Source organism: Arsukibacterium perlucidum DSM 18276 (assembly GCF_000382165.1).
Classification (GTDB): domain Bacteria; phylum Pseudomonadota; class Gammaproteobacteria; order Enterobacterales; family Alteromonadaceae; genus Alishewanella; species Alishewanella perlucidum.
This window is the reverse complement of the sequence record NZ_KB907703.1, coordinates 158,804-175,140: the sequence shown is the minus strand read 5'-3', so window position 1 is coordinate 175,140 and position 16,337 is coordinate 158,804. Positions and strand designations below refer to the sequence as shown.

Annotated in this window: 19 protein-coding genes; 6 read left to right on the top strand and 13 right to left on the bottom strand. The window is 46.8% G+C overall.

Annotation, left to right across the window (positions count from 1 at the left end; genetic code table 11):
• Positions 1 to 104 precede the first annotated feature (104 nt).
• The gene (locus H141_RS0103765) at positions 105 to 1,580 is read left to right on the top strand and encodes a hypothetical protein (RefSeq protein ID WP_019674913.1); all 1,476 of its coding nucleotides are present in this window, start codon (positions 105 to 107) and stop codon (positions 1,578 to 1,580) included.
• Between the two features lie 73 nt (positions 1,581 to 1,653).
• Positions 1,654 to 2,079, top strand: a complete 426-nt coding sequence (locus H141_RS0103760; RefSeq protein ID WP_019674912.1) for a GNAT family N-acetyltransferase — start codon at positions 1,654 to 1,656, stop codon at positions 2,077 to 2,079.
• A gap of 104 nt (positions 2,080 to 2,183) precedes the next feature.
• On the opposite strand, the gene H141_RS0103755 is transcribed toward H141_RS0103760, so the two are convergent.
• The 9 genes from H141_RS0103755 to queF all read right to left on the bottom strand — a co-directional run bounded on the left by H141_RS0103755 (position 2,184) and on the right by queF (position 12,204).
• Positions 2,184 to 3,311 carry a zinc-binding dehydrogenase gene (locus tag H141_RS0103755; protein WP_019674911.1) on the bottom strand — a complete coding sequence of 376 codons (1,128 nt, stop codon included), beginning with the start codon at positions 3,309 to 3,311 and terminating at the stop codon, positions 2,184 to 2,186.
• A 330-nt stretch (positions 3,312 to 3,641) separates the two neighbouring features.
• Positions 3,642 to 3,878 carry a VF530 family protein gene (locus H141_RS0103750; RefSeq protein ID WP_019674910.1) on the bottom strand — a complete coding sequence of 79 codons (237 nt, stop codon included), beginning with the start codon at positions 3,876 to 3,878 and terminating at the stop codon, positions 3,642 to 3,644.
• A 68-nt stretch (positions 3,879 to 3,946) separates the two neighbouring features.
• Positions 3,947 to 4,954 (bottom strand): isocitrate dehydrogenase, encoded by a 1,008-nt coding sequence (locus H141_RS0103745; RefSeq protein ID WP_019674909.1) that lies wholly within the window; start codon positions 4,952 to 4,954, stop codon positions 3,947 to 3,949.
• Positions 4,955 to 5,113: 159 nt separating this feature from the next.
• Positions 5,114 to 6,781, bottom strand: a complete 1,668-nt coding sequence (locus H141_RS0103740) for a hypothetical protein (RefSeq protein WP_157610705.1) — start codon at positions 6,779 to 6,781, stop codon at positions 5,114 to 5,116.
• A complete protein-coding gene (locus H141_RS0103735) occupies positions 6,768 to 7,166 on the bottom strand; it encodes a DUF3192 domain-containing protein (RefSeq protein ID WP_019674907.1) in 399 nt (132 codons plus the stop codon). Before H141_RS0103735 ends, H141_RS0103740 begins: the two co-directional genes overlap by 14 nt.
• Positions 7,163 to 7,981 carry a flap endonuclease Xni gene (xni, locus tag H141_RS0103730; RefSeq protein WP_019674906.1) on the bottom strand — a complete coding sequence of 273 codons (819 nt, stop codon included), beginning with the start codon at positions 7,979 to 7,981 and terminating at the stop codon, positions 7,163 to 7,165. Before xni ends, H141_RS0103735 begins: the two co-directional genes overlap by 4 nt.
• Before the next feature lies 1 nt (position 7,982).
• Positions 7,983 to 9,341, bottom strand: a complete 1,359-nt coding sequence (ppnN, locus tag H141_RS0103725; protein ID WP_019674905.1) for a nucleotide 5'-monophosphate nucleosidase PpnN — start codon at positions 9,339 to 9,341, stop codon at positions 7,983 to 7,985.
• A 36-nt stretch (positions 9,342 to 9,377) separates the two neighbouring features.
• The gene (locus H141_RS0103720) at positions 9,378 to 10,931 is read right to left on the bottom strand and encodes a GGDEF domain-containing protein (RefSeq protein ID WP_420834572.1); all 1,554 of its coding nucleotides are present in this window, start codon (positions 10,929 to 10,931) and stop codon (positions 9,378 to 9,380) included.
• Positions 10,932 to 11,358: 427 nt separating this feature from the next.
• Positions 11,359 to 12,204 carry an NADPH-dependent 7-cyano-7-deazaguanine reductase QueF gene (gene queF / locus H141_RS0103710; RefSeq protein ID WP_019674903.1) on the bottom strand — a complete coding sequence of 282 codons (846 nt, stop codon included), beginning with the start codon at positions 12,202 to 12,204 and terminating at the stop codon, positions 11,359 to 11,361.
• Positions 12,205 to 12,267: 63 nt separating this feature from the next.
• Here queF and syd point away from each other — a divergent pair, with 63 nt between their 5' ends.
• On the top strand, positions 12,268 to 12,831 hold the full coding sequence (gene syd, locus H141_RS0103705; protein ID WP_205620330.1) for a SecY-interacting protein: 564 nt from the start codon (positions 12,268 to 12,270) through the stop codon (positions 12,829 to 12,831).
• On the opposite strand, the gene H141_RS0103700 is transcribed toward syd, so the two are convergent.
• On the bottom strand, positions 12,819 to 13,595 hold the full coding sequence (locus H141_RS0103700) for a DUF2310 family Zn-ribbon-containing protein (protein ID WP_019674901.1): 777 nt from the start codon (positions 13,593 to 13,595) through the stop codon (positions 12,819 to 12,821). The genes syd and H141_RS0103700 overlap by 13 nt on opposite strands.
• Positions 13,582 to 13,875, bottom strand: coding sequence for a hypothetical protein (locus H141_RS0103695; RefSeq protein ID WP_019674900.1), 294 nt, complete (start codon positions 13,873 to 13,875; stop codon positions 13,582 to 13,584). Before H141_RS0103695 ends, H141_RS0103700 begins: the two co-directional genes overlap by 14 nt.
• Positions 13,876 to 14,127: 252 nt before the next feature.
• Here H141_RS0103695 and H141_RS0103690 point away from each other — a divergent pair, with 252 nt between their 5' ends.
• The gene (locus H141_RS0103690) at positions 14,128 to 14,499 is read left to right on the top strand and encodes a DUF3192 domain-containing protein (protein WP_157610703.1); all 372 of its coding nucleotides are present in this window, start codon (positions 14,128 to 14,130) and stop codon (positions 14,497 to 14,499) included.
• A 37-nt stretch (positions 14,500 to 14,536) separates the two neighbouring features.
• Here the strand turns inward: H141_RS0103690 and H141_RS0103685 are convergent, their stop codons facing one another.
• Positions 14,537 to 14,764, bottom strand: a complete 228-nt coding sequence (locus tag H141_RS0103685; RefSeq protein WP_026349208.1) for a DUF2789 domain-containing protein — start codon at positions 14,762 to 14,764, stop codon at positions 14,537 to 14,539.
• Between the two features lie 183 nt (positions 14,765 to 14,947).
• Here H141_RS0103685 and H141_RS0103680 point away from each other — a divergent pair, with 183 nt between their 5' ends.
• Both H141_RS0103680 and H141_RS0103675 read left to right on the top strand, forming a co-directional pair.
• Positions 14,948 to 15,604, top strand: a complete 657-nt coding sequence (locus H141_RS0103680; protein WP_026349207.1) for a GNAT family N-acetyltransferase — start codon at positions 14,948 to 14,950, stop codon at positions 15,602 to 15,604.
• A gap of 19 nt (positions 15,605 to 15,623) precedes the next feature.
• A complete protein-coding gene (locus H141_RS0103675; protein WP_019674896.1) occupies positions 15,624 to 15,941 on the top strand; it encodes an Mpo1-like protein in 318 nt (105 codons plus the stop codon).
• Here the strand turns inward: H141_RS0103675 and H141_RS0103670 are convergent.
• A complete protein-coding gene (locus H141_RS0103670; RefSeq protein WP_019674895.1) occupies positions 15,938 to 16,234 on the bottom strand; it encodes a DUF3301 domain-containing protein in 297 nt (98 codons plus the stop codon). The genes H141_RS0103675 and H141_RS0103670 overlap by 4 nt on opposite strands.
• Positions 16,235 to 16,337 lie beyond the last annotated feature (103 nt).

The following is a 16,337-nucleotide window of genomic DNA, read 5'->3' as shown; positions in this document are numbered from 1 at the left end:
GCTAGTGGTCATAGCTAACAGCGTGTCTCTGTCTGCTCCTATCTATACCCATTTCAAACCTGATCAATACCATAACTCCGGTATGCTTGCGCACCGGAGTTATTTTGTATAATTTTGTTCTGCCCCTAAAATTTAAAAAAATGAAAATGATTAAAACAGCGTTTATCGTAGTCCTGATATGTTTAATTTGTTTCCCGGCCAGAGGCGTGCCTACCATTCGAGGAACGCTTACAATAGACATCTCAGAAGGAATTATCACAGGTGATATTACACTTGAAAATTTTGAACTCGATGGGAATTCGGCATATCTGTTAAATCATGGACTTAATATTAAAGAGGTAAGAGATGGCTCTGGTGTTAGATTAGCGTACAAACGCCTGCAGGAAAGTCCTCGTTATGAGTCGTCTGCGTATGTGATACCGACTGCTGGCACTCAATCAAGTAACTACGTTCCTTCATCAATTTCATTTCTTTATACTGGTAAATTTCCTGTTTACGTAAGCTCCGAACAAGCCGCAAAAGATTGGAAAGGGAATATCGCCTTTAATGATTCTGGATTGCGGACAGACGGATTACAGAGCGCTTTATTTCCTACTTTCTTTACATACAAAAATGATAAAGTACACAATCTAGTTACCTATGATTTGACTATTGATTGTCCGTCATGTTCGCTTATTTATATCGCAGGAGACATTGAACGAAGCGGGCCGAAAGCAAAGTTTAAGACTACACACCCTTCATCACCAATGCTCGTTGCTGGAAGCTATAAAAGCTCAGCATATCAAGGAACTCATATCATCGAGAGTAGTCAGCACAGAGATACTCATTTTTCAATAGGAACAAATTGGACTGATGTAATTGACTCTACAAAGTCGCTCTTGTCATGCGACATAGGTAGTGAAGTACCCTTTATGTTTCTTGAATTAGAAAGCCTTGATCGAAGAAGATCATGGATGTGGGCGTCAACTAATGCCATTGTATCAGTAGGAAACAAAAGTACCCTGAAACCATTTTTGTCAGGTAATAATCTGGACAACTATGTTGATGATTTTTCGTTTTTAGTTCATGAGTATTCTCACTTATGTATGCCTGGTTTGTCTCAGGGCGGATCTCTATCCTTACTTGTTAATGAATCGATTGCTGAATATATTTCCCTTATTTCTACCGGAGAAAAATTCGGACAAGCAGCACTAGACAATAAAGTTTGCGAGCTTCAACAATCACTTGCCGAAAACCCCACTACGTCAAATATTCATACTTTGAAGCACGCTATGACTTCTTTAGATCAGTATTCTCAACGTTATATTTTTGGTCCTCTCTTACTTCTTCAGGTTGAAAGAACCTACGGGCGCGACTTTACGCTAAATTTTATCAATCAGGTTATAGCCAAATCGAATGAAGGAGTAGCCATCGACATTGCGTTGTTAAACTCGGTATTTAAAGTAATTAACAAGAAGCTTTCAGACAGTAAAGACCCCAATGTTCATCTAACAAGCATTGATCAGCTTGTGGTAACTCACATCGACTGCAATAGCAATGAACTTATGGGGTCAGATCCAATTGTTAATGGGATCCAATAGTGGCAGTGAAATACTTTTTGAAGAGCTGCAGGCAAGCTACATGTAAGCAGTGAGACGGAAATAATTCATTTGTATGAGTATTGCGATGAGAATAGAAGTGTTAGATCAACCCGAGCAAGCATTAATTGACCTGCTGGATATGAAAATAGCTGAATTTAACTGGGCGAATTGGGAGGTGAAGGAAAGACTGCCGATAGCGGTGCAAGTCAAAGACGACAATGGTGAAGTTATTGCCGGGTCTGCAGGCAGGACATTTGGCAATTGGTTGCAGATTAATACGTTGTGGGTATCAGAAGCTTTGAGAGGACAGGATATTGGCAGCAAAATATTGCAGACCATAGAGCAGGCCGCTAAAAAGAGAGGCTGTGTAAATTGTCTGCTCGATACCTTAAATTTTCAAGCCATGCCATTTTATAAAAAACATGGTTACCACGTGCAGTGGGTACAGGAAAACTACCCTGAAACCGGTTGTAAATACTATATGGTGAAACGGTTGTAATTGATCAAAAGGGTCAGTGACATTGATTTTTAACCAGCTTCAGGCTGCTGGCGTCAAACTGACGCCAGCAGCCTGGGATGGCCTTGCGGCCCAGAGATTAAATGTTAGCTCTGTGGTTTGATTAAGAACTTCTCTCCGGTAGCCTGTTTGCCATAAACCGCTATCGCATCCAGTTGTAAAGCACCGGCCAGTGATACTTCGTGGGTGTAGTGACTGGCGAAGGTCGTTTTGATCTCGGCGGCTATGCGTTTGCGCATAGAAATGGTGGTTTCCTTGCTTAGTTTCCCCAACGCATTAAACAATAAAAAGCCGTTCACACCCCAGGCAAAACCAAAGTTGCGGTTTAGCGTGATGGGTCCGCGATCAAGCCCGCCATAAATATAAACCTGTTTATAGATGTCAGAACCATACACGCTGTATTCAGTGATATCGCGGGTGACGGCGGCTTCCATGCAGGTGAGAATATCACTCGCTAATTTACCGCCACCAATAGGGTCGAACGCGATAGTCGCGCCGGTGTCGATTAGTGCCTGAGTAAGGTCTGCCATAAAGCTGTCACTACTGGAGTTAACCACGTATTTGGCACCCTGGTCGCGCAGCAAGGCTTCCTGTTCCGGCTTGCGGACGATATTAACCAGGTCGATACCGTCGGCGATACAGATGCGGTTAAGCATTTGTCCGAGGTTAGAGGCGGCGGCCGCGTGAACAATTGCCTTGTGACCTTCAGCGCGCATGGTTTCTACCATGGTCAGGGCCGTCAGCGGGTTAACAAAGCTCGAAGCACCTTCAGCTGCAGTGGTATCCGGCTCCAGTTCAAGACAGCTTCGAACATTGGCACAGAGATATTTGCGGTAGCTACCACCGCCAATTACCGCAACGGTTTTGCCCATCAGGCTTTGCGCAGCAGCTGATGAGCCGACAGCGATGACGGTACCGGCCCCTTCATTGCCTACGGGTATAGCTTTACCAACCCGCTTTTTAACGGCAGCCATCAACCTGGCCGGGACATCAGCATTGATGAGCGGGCGATCGGCGCTACCGGACTGGCTGGCAGTGGTCATATCCGCCGCGCTGAACATCACGCCCAGGTCAGACGGGTTTATAGGGGCGGCTTCGATACGGATAACCACGTCGTTTTCGCCGGGCTGAGGGATCTCAATCTCGCGCAGGGCAAGTTCCAGTTTGTTGTCTTCGCTAATGGTGGAAATAAGTTCGATGTTAGTGTCCGACATGTTTTTCTCCGTAAATAATTAGGTGGTATGGCACTTCGCTAACCGGTGTTAGCTCATTAAAAGAGGGGCAAGGCCTTAGCGCCTGGGTGAACTGCGTTGCTGGACTGACTGGGCGTATTAGTAAACTGGGGGCAGAAGGGCAATTTACCAAGCGTTAATGTAATTGCACCGACAATGAGCAGGGCGCTGAATATTTTAGGAGCCAAAGTGGGAAAAGGTCGGAGCTAATTAAGTCAAAAAAAGGAACTAATGGGGTCAGATCCAATTGTTAATATAATCGAATAGTGGCAGATAAAAGTTGATGACAGCTTTGCTCAAGGTATTTGCTTACTATTCCTGCTGTAGCCCAACATGTAAATTAGTGGCTATAAACAGCGCTTCAGTTTTTTCGCGGGCCCAGGGGGTGCGGCGCAAAAATTTTAAGCTACTTTTAACTGACGGGTCGGTTTTAAAGCAGTTAATATCTATTCGCCTTGCGAGCTCTGGCCAGCCGTAATGATCGACCAGCGCGCTAACAATTTGCTCCAGCTTAATGCCATGTAACGGGTTGTTTTGTTGTTCGCTCATTTTAACTCCTGCCCTTGGCAGTTAAAAAAATAGCCACCAACAGGCGGCTATTTCCTCTGCAAGAACGATTATAACCGCTCTAACATCGCTGCGGTAAAATCAGTGGTACCAAAGCTGCCACCTAAGTCGCGGGTGGTTCTGTCGCCACTGGCAATTACATCGGCCAGCGCGGCGCGGATTTTTTCTGCCTTGTCCTGCATTTGCAGGTATTCCAGCATTTGAATTGACGCCAGGATCACTGAACTGGGGTTAGCCAGGTTTTTGCCTGCAATATCCGGCGCACTGCCATGTACAGCTTCAAAGATGGCGCAGTCTTTACCAATGTTGGCGCCTGGTGCCATCCCTAAACCACCGACTAAACCCGCGCATAAATCCGACAAAATGTCACCAAACAAGTTAGTGGTAACAATAACGTCAAACTGCTGCGGGTTCATCACCAGCTGCATACAGGCGTTGTCGACAATCATTTCCTGAGTTTCAATTTCCGGGTAACGGGCGGCGACTTCGCGGGCTGTTTTCAGGAATAAACCAGAGGTTGATTTCAGAATATTGGCTTTATGGACAATTGTCACTTTTTTACGGTTTTCGCGTCGGGCAGTTTCAAAGGCAAATACGGCAATTCGCTCAGCACCTTCGCGGGTGATAATGCTGCTGGCTTCGGCAATCAGGCCGTCTTCCGATACTTGCTGGCGATGGCCGGAATACATACCTTCAGTGTTTTCACGGATAGTAATAATATCGATATTTTCGTAACGGGCTTTGGTGCCTTTAAACGAAATAACCGGCCGTACATTGGCATACAGGCTGAATTTTTTGCGTAAGGTTACATTTATTGAAGTAAAGCCATCACCCACCGGCGTGGTAAGCGGGCCTTTGAGGGTAATTTTATTCCGGGCAATCGCATCCAGGGTTGCCTGTGGCAGCAGCTCTCCGGTCTGTTCCAGTGCCGTCAGGCCTGCATCAACATACTCGTAGTCAAAATCACAACCGGCTTTGGTTAATACTTCAATGGCAGCCTCGACAATACTCGGGCCTATGCCATCACCTTTAATGACAGTAATGGTTTGCTTACTCATCTGGAACCTCAGGGTGTTAAAGGGGGAATACGGGCAGACGCTAACCGTCTGGAACCGCGGGAATATAGCATTTTCGGGGCGATTTCGCCAGTTTGGTGGAAACTTACGGTAGAAGCTGGCCTTATAGTCACTATAAGCGCCCTGAATGACGTAATTAAACTACATTTTTGGCAGCGGGTAATAGCATTGGCTGGCAGCTATCAACTGTTGTTGCCAATAAAGCGCCGGATGCTGAGGTAACTTTAGTCGCGCTGTTGCCGTTGGCAGCAGGGCAGCAAGCCGTTCTGTATTTGCTGTGCCAGCACAAAATACCGCCAGCGTAAGCTGCCAGCTAAGTTTGAGTAATAACGTTAATGGTGCGGCTTGCCGGCTGTGCCAGTCGTCCATCGCCGCTGACCAATCAGATTGCTGATAGTGTTGCAGCAGCTGCTGTACTTGTTCAGGGTAGCTTTTTGCCTGCCACAGATGTTGTTGAATATGCAGGCCCAGTAACAGCTGTCCCTGCACATGTCGGGCCAGCGCAGTTTGCGGTAAAGTAGGATGTTGCCACAAGCTTAAGGTTGCACAGCGGGCGACGACACCGGCACAACTGCTGGTCAGCGGCCGGTTTATTGCTGTGCTGAGCAGTACTAGCGACTGTACCAGACAATGTTGTAACTGCTCCAGCCAGGCATGGTGTGGATGAGCCTGTCTGAGGCAATACTGATGCAGTTCTGCCTGTGCTACCCAATCACATAATGCATCCTGCCCCAGCGTGCTTATAGCATGCCGAAGCCGGTTAACTGCTAGTTGCTGGCGGCTGAGGTTGGTGGCAGCGAGTTGTAAAAACTGGCCTATTAGCGGCTGAGTCTCCAGCAATTTCACTTGTTTGGTTATATTCAGCTTGCTGAGCTGATAAAACACCGACTGTTCAAGACAGATATCCAGGGTAAAGTCAGCTGGAGCTGGCCACAAGCCATCGTCAGGTTCCAGTAATGCCAGCCAGGATGGGTTGCGGAAATATTGTGGGTTTAGCAGGGTCAGCCCGGCCAATGGCAGCTGTTGCACTTCGTGACCAACGGTCTTGCTGGCAGGGTCAAACTGGCGGACATATACCGCTGCAGGTTGAGTCGGTGCTGAAGCCATACCACTGATAAACCAGTAGTGCTGCGCGTTGCTACCGGGCCGGGTTTCTCTGGCAAAGCGACCCGGCAGCGCCTGCCGTTCAACCAGCTGCTGTAACAGGTAAAACCATTGGCTATCCGGGGCAGCGGTTTGCCGGGTGGTATATTGTAGCAATAGTTGCTCCAGGCTAATTTGGCTGCCTGTTACCGGTAGTAGTTGCTCTGCCAGTTGACTGAGCAATGACAGTAGTGGACCATCAGGATGCTGTTGCCATGAGGGTTGGCGCTGGGCGTTGCATGCAGCAACCAGCAGCGGCAACAACGGATGTTGTTTATTAAGCTGCTGTAATATCTTTGCTGTGAGCACCCAGGCACGTTGATAGTCGGCTGCATCTGGCGCCAGGGCCGCTGGTAAGATAATTGCCTGTAGTAATTGTTGGCTGCGCCGGTTTTGCCAGCCATAACCCCGACTGAGGATTAGAGCCAATGCCATCATTTTAACGATGCGGGCGAGATTAACCGGTAATTGGCGTGGGGTCAGGTTAAGTTGCGCAATAACGCCGGCAAAATTCTGATTAGCCAGTTCAATAAATAACGAGCTTAACTGGTCGCTTTGCAATAATACTGTATCAGGATCTGACGCTGTGGCTGAGGTACCAGCCTGCGGTTTAAAATGCTGTAAGCCCTGATAAAACAGTGGCCATTGGCTATCAGCTGTTGCCATTTTCAGCATGTTGTTGATATTGAGTTACTGCCGTATCGCCTATCGCCACCAGTTGCCGGTTAATAAACAGTAGGGCAGTACATTCATCTTCGGTAGTAATACCATCGGGTAATTTACGATGCGTGCGGTAATACATTAACTGATATATTTCGCCATTGACTGCTACGGCTTCAGTAATGTCCGGCCCGCCAAGCCGGCCTATAATGTCATCCTGCCCGAAGTTTTCGCTAAGTTTAAAGCGGCTGATAACTTTGGCATTAAAATTTTCGCGGTGTTGCCAGCTCATTTGTTCCGGATCATCTTTGTAAAACAATAATACCGCCAGCGTAAGCAGTAAATAGACGACAAAACCGCCAATAAATAAGGCAACAGGTTTTAATTTCATTCGTGTTCCCGCCCGGGTTCTGGCAGCCTCAATTCTTGTAAATTCAGACCCAATTCTAAGGTTGTTTGCAAGCTGAGGACCTGCATATAATTGACGATAGCGTCTTTGTGGCTGAATATTTTATCACGTAGTTTTTTCGGGCAATCCGGATGGGCCAGCGCTTCGGTCAGCGTATCGCCCAAAGCCATAAGTTCTAACGCCGTTTTCGGACCAACGCCGTTAACACCGGCGATATTGTTAGTACTGTCGCCGGTTAAACTCCATAACCTGACCAGTTGTGCCGGTGCCACCCCAAACTTATTTTCAACGTAAGCAGCGTTTAGCTTCAGGCGGGCGAACGGGTCGTAAATGCCGATCCCCTGGCTTAGTAACGGCAGAAAACCTTTATCGGTAGAAACAATAGTAACCTGTTGTTGATGCTGATTGAGTTTAGTGGCAATGCTGGCAATCACGTCGTCTGCTTCCAGGGTATTGTCGACAAAGCAGCGAAAACCATGCTGCTGAGCAGCTTGCTCCAGCACTGGTAGTGCTTCTGCCAATATGGTGGGCATCGGCTTACGGTTTGCTTTGTATTCAGGGCAGCGTTGCTGACGCCACTGGCTGTCACGGCCATCAAACACCAATAAAGCATGGCTGGGAGCGAGCTCATGGCGCAGCCGTTGCAGTGCCTGCAACAGCATATTTTGGGTATTATTGATGATTTGCTGCCGGGTGCCATCGGTTACCTGCTCCGGTAATGGCAGATAGGGCCTCTCCTGCACGGCATAAAGCCGTCTGATCAGGTTTAGTGCATCTATCAATACCAGGTGCATCATACTAACGAATTATCCTGTAGCAGGGCTCATAAGCGCTACCGGGTAATTTCATTCTGCCTTGGTCAACAAAGGCTTGTAACAGGGTATCCATCATTTGCATTAACACTGGTTCTCCTGATAACTGAAATGGACCATGCTGGCGAATAGCCCGGATCCCCTCGTCTTTTACGTTGCCGGCAACAATACCTGAAAATGCCCGCCGTAGATTAGCAGCAAGTTTCGCTTTGTCTTGTTCCAGGTGCAAGTCAAGTGCGGCCATATTCTGATGATTCGGGATAAAAGGCTGTTGGAACTGGGGGTCGATATCCAGGGTCCAGTTAAAGTGATAAGCATCGCCAACCGACTTCCGGTATTGCCGTACGTCGACACAGCCTTGTTTTAATTTTCGTGCCACGCCTGCCGGATCATCAATAATTATTTCAACCAGTTGCAATGCTTCCTCACCCAGGGTGTTTTGGATAAAACTGGCTATCTCTTTGAAGTAGGCTGCTGATTGCCGGGGACCAGTCAGAATAATAGGCAGTTGTTGTTCAACATTGCTCTTTTTCAGCATAATGCCAAGCAAATAAAGCAGCTCTTCAGCTGTACCTGCGCCACCGGGGAATACAATAATACCGTGCGCCACCCGAACAAAAGCCTCCAGCCGCTTTTCAATGTCAGGCAGGATCACCAGCTCATTGACAATCGGGTTAGGTGGTTCGGCGGCAATAATGCTGGGTTCGGTTAAACCGAGGTAACGACCACTACGGATCCGTTGTTTGTTGTGGCCGATGGTAGCACCTTTCATCGGGCCTTTCATTGCGCCCGGGCCACAACCGGTACATATATCCAGGCCGCGCAGACCCAGCTGATAACCTACTTCTTTGGTATAGTCATATTCAATTTCGTTAATAGAGTGGCCACCCCAGCAGACAATCATACTAGGCACGCAGGTAGCATCGATAGCACGGGCGTTGCGTAAAATATCAAACACCGTATGGGTTAGTTGTCGTGGCTCATTTAGCTCCAGCGCTTTTACTTCGGCCGAGCGGCGGGTATGGTAAAACAGGATATCTCTGAGCACGGCAAAAAGGTGCTCATGGATCCCCTTGATGATTACTCCATCGACAAATGCGCTGGCTGGCGGATTGGTCAGCTCAATTTTAATGCCGCGTTCCCGCGCCAGTAAGTTAACGCTAAAGTCTTTGTACTGATCGTAAATTTCTGCAGAGCTATCAGTGTGGCTACCAACATTAAGCACTGCCAGGCAGCAATTACGAAATAAGGCGAAAGCTTCTGATTCGGTGTTATTTTTTAAACGTTCAACTTCAAGCTGAGACAGTAAATCCATGGCGCCTAACGGGTTTAAATGCACCTGCATCTGTAACTCCAATACTGATTGTGTGCTGTGCCAGAGTCAGATTTTTAAAATGACGCGATCGCGGCCGGCTTTTTTAGCTTCATAAAGTGCTTCATCTGCCCGATCAAAAACCTGACGGCTGGTATCTTCAGCAGTTAATTGACTAGCCCCAAAGGAAATGGTGATAGGGACTTTCTTACCTTTAAAGGTAAAGACGATACTCTTAATTTTTTCTCTTAGCTTGTTTAATGGTGCGGTAAGTTCTTCCAGCGCGGTTTCCGGAAACAGGATTACAAATTCCTCACCACCGTAGCGGGCAATAAAATCAGTTTCACGCAGGCCCTGCTGTAATGCTTTTGCTATTACTTTCAGTGTCTTATCACCTGCGCTATGGCCGTAATTATCATTAATGCTCTTAAAGTTATCAACATCCGCCAGAGCAATACACAGCGGTTTTTTGTAGCGTTGCCAACGTTTTATTTCTAATGCCAGTCGTTCGTCAAAGGCCGCCCGGTTCGGAATTTCTGTTAGTGAGTCCTGCAAACTGCGGAAATTCTGCTCAGCAAGTTTGGTTGTGAACATCTGAGCTTCAGCTTCCAGTTCTTTTAAACGCTGCTCCATCCCATTTAACGCAAGTAACATAACCCGGCGTTCTTCTACTTCCAGTTGCTCTTTTGATTTTAATGCATCGCTGATACTACCCAGCCGCTGGGTTACCAACTCTTTTAATTGTTCCAGTGAAGTAGCACTTTTGGTGCTGTGACCCAGTTGGTTAATTTGCTGTTCAATCTGTTGGTTAAGAATATTCAGTTTTAAGTGAAGCTGGTCAGCATTTCTTAAAGACAGGCTAACGGCTTGCTGCACTGACGACAACGCATCATTAAGTTTAAGCAGGAAGTGCTCAGCTGACTGGCGTTCTTCATTAATATTGGCAACGATTAGAGTGATCGTTTGCAGACAAGCTTCAAGCAGGGCTTCTATCGACAGCTTATCCAGCAATCTCTGCCGGATTATCGCAATCTGGGGTGCGCTTTTCTCAGCAAAGGCCAACTCACTTAACAAGTTTGTCAGCTCTACGCTAATTTGGCGACAAATATGGTCATAACGGACATCATCATTTTCATTGCTGCTTTCTATCTGCTGCTTGGATTGTAAGGCGCTTTGATAAAGGCTCGTCAGGTTGGTTAAATGAGGTAAAAAAGCTTGTACAGTTGATGGTGGCTCCGCAACCTTACTCAGTAATTGCCGTAAATCCCGACGCAGCTGATCAGGCAAGCCTTTTTGCTGCTGTAATAACTTACCTGCCTGGTTAAGCTGTTGCTGTACTTCTTTGATATCGTTCTGCTGTTTGGCATCCAGCAGTTGCAGGCTTTGGTTGGTATCAGCAATAAACGGGATCAGCTTTTCGAGATCCGTACCCTTAGCTAATTCGTTGCGCAGCTTTGCCAGCCGGTTATCCAGTTCCAGGTCTACACCCTTACATACCAGTGATAACCGAAGCACGAACTGAGCCAAAATCTTGAACTGACTTTCGTAGGCATCTTCCAACGTTTTGCGTGCTTTAATCGCATTGGCCAGTTGCTGCTTTAGATCATCTTGCAAAGGCGGCACCTTAAACATTTAAATGTTAAAAAAGCTGTTTAGATTTAAGTATATCCGCAAACAACGGAAATGCGATCACTGTTTTAAAGAATTTATCAGGGCGGCAAGAATATGGAAAAAAAACAGCGAGCCGAAGCTCGCTGCAGGGTAGGGGACTACTTTTATACCGGGTTAGCTTATTTGTACAGGTAATAAGGTAACCAGGATGTTTCTTCTTCAGAGGTAAGATAATACATAATTGGCGGTCCTTCTTGCTACCACTGCGGGTTAGTCCATCTAACCCGCCGCGCTATTAAAGCAGATTTACCCCAGAATTGAAAGTCAGGTTGTAATGATACAGAGCGCCTTTCAGTTATATTGAGGTTTTCTGCTGTTATGAGACGATAATAGCGCTTTTGGTACTTAAATTCTGAAAGTCGGCCTGAAAGCTTACAGTTTACTGGCGGCTAAGCCGTAAGTTTGGTAGCTGATAGCTGGCACTGGCCCGCACCGGGTTGATATCCAGGCCACCCCGCCTTGTATAACGGGCATAGACCAGTAAATATTCAGGCTTACAGCGTTGCCAGATATCGAGGAAAACCCGTTCAATGCACTGCTCATGAAATTCATTATGGCTTCGAAAACTGATTAAATAACGCAGTAACGCGGCGTGATCTATAGCCTGCCCCCGATAATGGATGTATACGCTGGCCCAATCTGGTTGCGAGGTAATCAGGCAGTTTGATTTAAGTAAGTGCGAATGAACTTTTTCATCGACTACCTCAGGATTGTCTGCCAGTTGCAGTAAGCTGGGATCATACTGGTAGTTGTCGATACTGATATCCAGTTCATCAATACAGTAACCTGGTATCCAGGTTGGTTGAAAAACCATAATTTCATTAACATTATGCAACGTTACCCGAACCGGACTGCCGGCACAGCCCGATAAATCACGTTGTAGTGCCTGGTATACCTGACGTAAGTCATCAAAGCGGCTTTGATTAAAGCTATTTAAATACAGTTTAAAAGATTTGGATTCAATCAGGTTTGCTGAGGTAACAGGCACCACAAATGTGGCTAATGCCACCATTGGTTTGCCTTTGGCATTAAGCCATGACAATTCATATCCATGCCAGATATCCTCGCCAATAAAAGGCAGAGAAGCTGTGAGATCAAGGCCCAAATTATTCCGGCCCAAAGTGCGCGGGACGGGTTGCAGCAGGCTGGGATCATACTGTTCGGCATAGGCTGTGGTTTTGCCAAGGCTTAACCCGGCCATAATTTCTGAGTGGCTTTTTGTCATCTGGCTACTGATCCGGTTAGAATGCGTCAGATTTTAGCATAACTTCATGCCAGAGTAGAGAGGATGTCCGTGTTGTCATTAGCAGAAAGTTACCAGAATTTTATTACCCAGACTTTAAGCTGGCATCAGCAGCATAATCTGATATTGCAGGCCTGGGCGGCAGATCCCACCACACCTGCTCCGGCTCAATTGGCAGTATTAGCTGATGATACGGTTAGCTGGCAACCAGTAAGACAGCAGCCCGGGGCGGATTTCAGTAATGTTGAGCAAGCACTGGAACTTGAATTGCACCCGGATATTAAGCAATTTTATAGCTTGTATTATGGTGCTGGCCTTGGTGCCAGCCATAGCCGCGGGCCTTTGCAGTTATTAATGGTTTGGGATCAGACTGATCTCGCCAGATTGCAGGAAAATATTATCGGTCATATTTTAATGAAACGAAGATTAAAGCAGCCAGAAACAGTCTTTTTTGCGCTAACCGATGATGACAACATTGTATTGTCGGTGTTAAACCGCAGTGGCGAAGTTTATCTGGAAACGGTCGGGAAAGATGTCACTGAAAAACTCGCCGGCTCGCTGGCTGATTTTTTTAGCCAGTTAACCCCGGCTGCGTATCAGGGCGTCTGACATTCCCAGGCAATATTACTGAGCAAACGGCAGTTATCACATTTAAAATCAAATATTGCCAATAATGGTTGAGCCCGGCGCCAGTTATCACCGCAGCCGGGACAGGGCTTAGTTGCTTCGGCAGCACAGTTTTTGCTGCTGCCACTGTATAATGCATAATATACAGGAAGCCCATTGCCGCGGCTTAAATTGCCAGCCAGTTGCCTGCCTTGCTGGTTCAGTGCGCTATGATATTGTTGCAGGCTGTTTTCAGCCGTTTTCTTTAATACCCGGCTTTGTTGTTGTTGTACTTCATCCAGCGCCTGAAATTGTATTTGCCAGCGGATCAGGCTCTCATGATCACCACCTTTGGCCGGTTTTAACTGGTAAAGAGGCACCGGTGCCAGATCTGCCAGGTTGCGCAGTGGCGAGCAGTTGTCATTAAAAGTGGTAAACAGTACTAATGCTTCTGCCGCGCTGTTACTGCTGTGCTGCGACATAATATCCATTCCCAGCACCTGTAACTGAGGGTAGCCCAGCCCTGCAGCCATCAGTTGTTGTTCCGCTTGCTGCGCCCGTGAGCTTAAGTGAGCACGCTGCAGGGCGTCAGGTGCCGGGATAACCAGCCGGCTGCTAAAACGATCCTGTTGCCAGGCTGTTGGCAATTCCCGGCCGAGGATATTGCCATTAAAAATAAGCGCCTCACTAAAGGCCCGAATAGCTGCCTCGGCGCGGCTGAAACTGGTATCAGCGATAACTTTAAACTTCAATTCAGCCAGATACATTTCGCTGTTCCAGCAGAGCAAGAATTTTATCCAGTTTAGTTTCAATCCGCTGCAATTGCTCATTAGCAGTGGCTGGTACCGGAATTTCCGCTTCATTTTCCTGCATCTGCTGGCCAGCTTCTGCGGGCAACTGGTTGCGCCACTGCTGATAGGCCGAAAATAGCGCCGGGGCGGTTAGCTGGCCACCTAAGCGAGCTTTAAATAAAGCCAGGCTGGGTGTTTTACCTTCCTGACGTAATCGGGCCGCAGTTTGATGTAACAAATCGAGTGTCGAGCTCATTAATTTTTGCTTAGTTTTGACTATTATTTGGTTAAATTTAGCATCAGACTAAACTGATAGATAGTGCTTTGACGCTAATTAATTGATTTATATATTAAATAAAGTTGGTATTGAATTTGCTAAAGTTAGTGAAGTATCAGGCGGCTCAGCCTGTGCTAGACAAACAGAAAGCTGATGAAGTATCAGGCCGCTCAGCCTGTGCTACATAAACAAAATACAGCGCTAATATAAAATAAACATTAACGGAGTAATATGATGATAATCAGAACCCTGGGCTTGCTGGCAGTAACTGGTCTGTTAACTGGTTGTGTGGTGGCAATTGGTGATAAAGACTACGAAAAGTTAGATGGTGCTGACAATCAGTGGCGAGCAACACAGCAACAAAATCTGGCTCAGATTAATCAGTTTCAACCCGGCATTGCCTTCAATGACGTGATATCGTTGCTGGGTACCCCGGACTTTACCGAATTTCTGGTAAAAGATCAGCAACAAGTGCAGGTGCTGTTTTATCGCACTCAGCATAAACGCAGTGATGGTAAAACTACCAAAGATGAATGTACACCTCTGGTTTTTATTAATGGTCAGCTGCACAGCTGGGGTGATAAAGCCTACCAGCAATTATAATTCATTTCGGTTGTAAACCCGGTTGCGCTAGCGATAGTCAGCGCAATTGGGTGTTGAGCTCATCAATGATTTCTGCCCAGTCAGCATCTTGTTTAAGTGATTCCCGGATAAAACTGGCTTGTGCCTGATTCCAGAATGGCGCATCAGCAAGGGAGACATGACCAGCCAGCTTGTGTTGACTGATGAAATTTCTAATATCTTCCGGCTTACTTGCCAGCCCCAGTTGCATAAACAAATTACTCATATTGTGGGTCGACGTGCCCATTCATCACTCCTTATCCGTTACAGGCTCAACGATTTACCGTCAGTAATTGCTCGATAACTACAAGCATAGTCAGTGCTGGCGAATAAGCCTAATATATCGGCCATGCCGATGTTGAAAAGGCGCTTGGCAACTGCTGTGGTCGCTGTTATTGTGATTGAAAAAACAACAATAAGAGAATAAGTGATGACGGCAATAATGAATAACTTTAATCCTGAGCAACTTAAAGCCGCTTTATTAAACGGCGAAGAGCTTAAACTGGCAGCATCACTTCTTTATCAGTCATACTACGATGACCCACTTTTTTTAGCCATTTTTCGCGGAGATACGCCTGATTACGAACAACGATTACGCTCAGCCATCCGCGAAGAGCTTAATACTTTCTGGCAGGCTCAGCAGCCGCTGGTAGGCTTGTTTCATGGCGAACAATTGTTAGGGGTTGCCTGCGTTATTGGTCCGGATTCTGGCATTGGCTGCAACCGGCTATGGCACTGGCGGTTAAAAATGTTATTAACCGCGGGGTTTGTCTCTACCCGGCAAATGCTGGAAAAAGAGCAACGCATTCACGCTGCAATGCCTTGTGAGCGCTATCATATGCTGGCTTTTATTGCTGTATCACCAAAGTATCAACATCTAGGCCTTGGCCATTATTTAATTCACGCCGTTGACAGCATCGTTGATCAGGATAGCAGTTCGAGTGGGGTGGGGGTTTTTGTTACCCTTGCTAAGTATCAGCCATTTTTTGCCGACGATCAGTATCAGAAGGTGACTGAGCTGGCTTTTGGTACTGTTAGTGGCAGCCTGATGTTCCGGCCACGGCAAAGTCAGGCCGCACAGGTATAAGTACAGAGGGGACCGCAGTATGTCACGCTTTAACAGCTTTCAGGAGTTCTATCCTTACTATCTGAGCGAACATCGCAACCCGCTTTGCCGATCATTGCATTACATCGGCAGTAGCCTGGTTATTGCCGTACTTATTTTTGCAATATTCAGTCAGCAATGGCGCTGGTTATGGCTGTTACCTTTTATTGGCTATGGTTTTGCCTGGTTAGGACATTTTATGTTTGAGCACAACAAACCCGCCACTTTTAAGTATCCGTTTTATAGCCTGGCAGCAGACTGGGTTATGCTGAAAGACTTTTTAACCGGTCAGCTGAAGCATAAAATGCCGCCTGCTTAGATCCGGTGCGCCGGCAGATTAAATGCAGCCAGCCGCATGCCATTTAACAGCAGTTCGGCCGGGTATCGGCTCTCACCATCAGCACTGAAATCGACCTGATACTCCGTTATAAATCGGAGCCGGCCATTAATTCGGCGAAAGCTATGGCCGTCGCGGCCACAGTCCAGCATTTGTAGTTGTTGCTGTTGGCAAAGCTGCTTCGCCAGCATCCGTGCGCGCTCATCCTGCTTGCGTTGCATCCAGAACAAATAACAAATCGTGCTGATCAACAGCAATAGTAAAACCGGACCCATATACTTCTCCCAAAACTATTAGTTGATAATGCTGGTGAAATTGCAGTTTTACAAGGGCTGGCCGGCGTTAATGCTTGTGGTAAACTAGACCTCTTGCAACGAG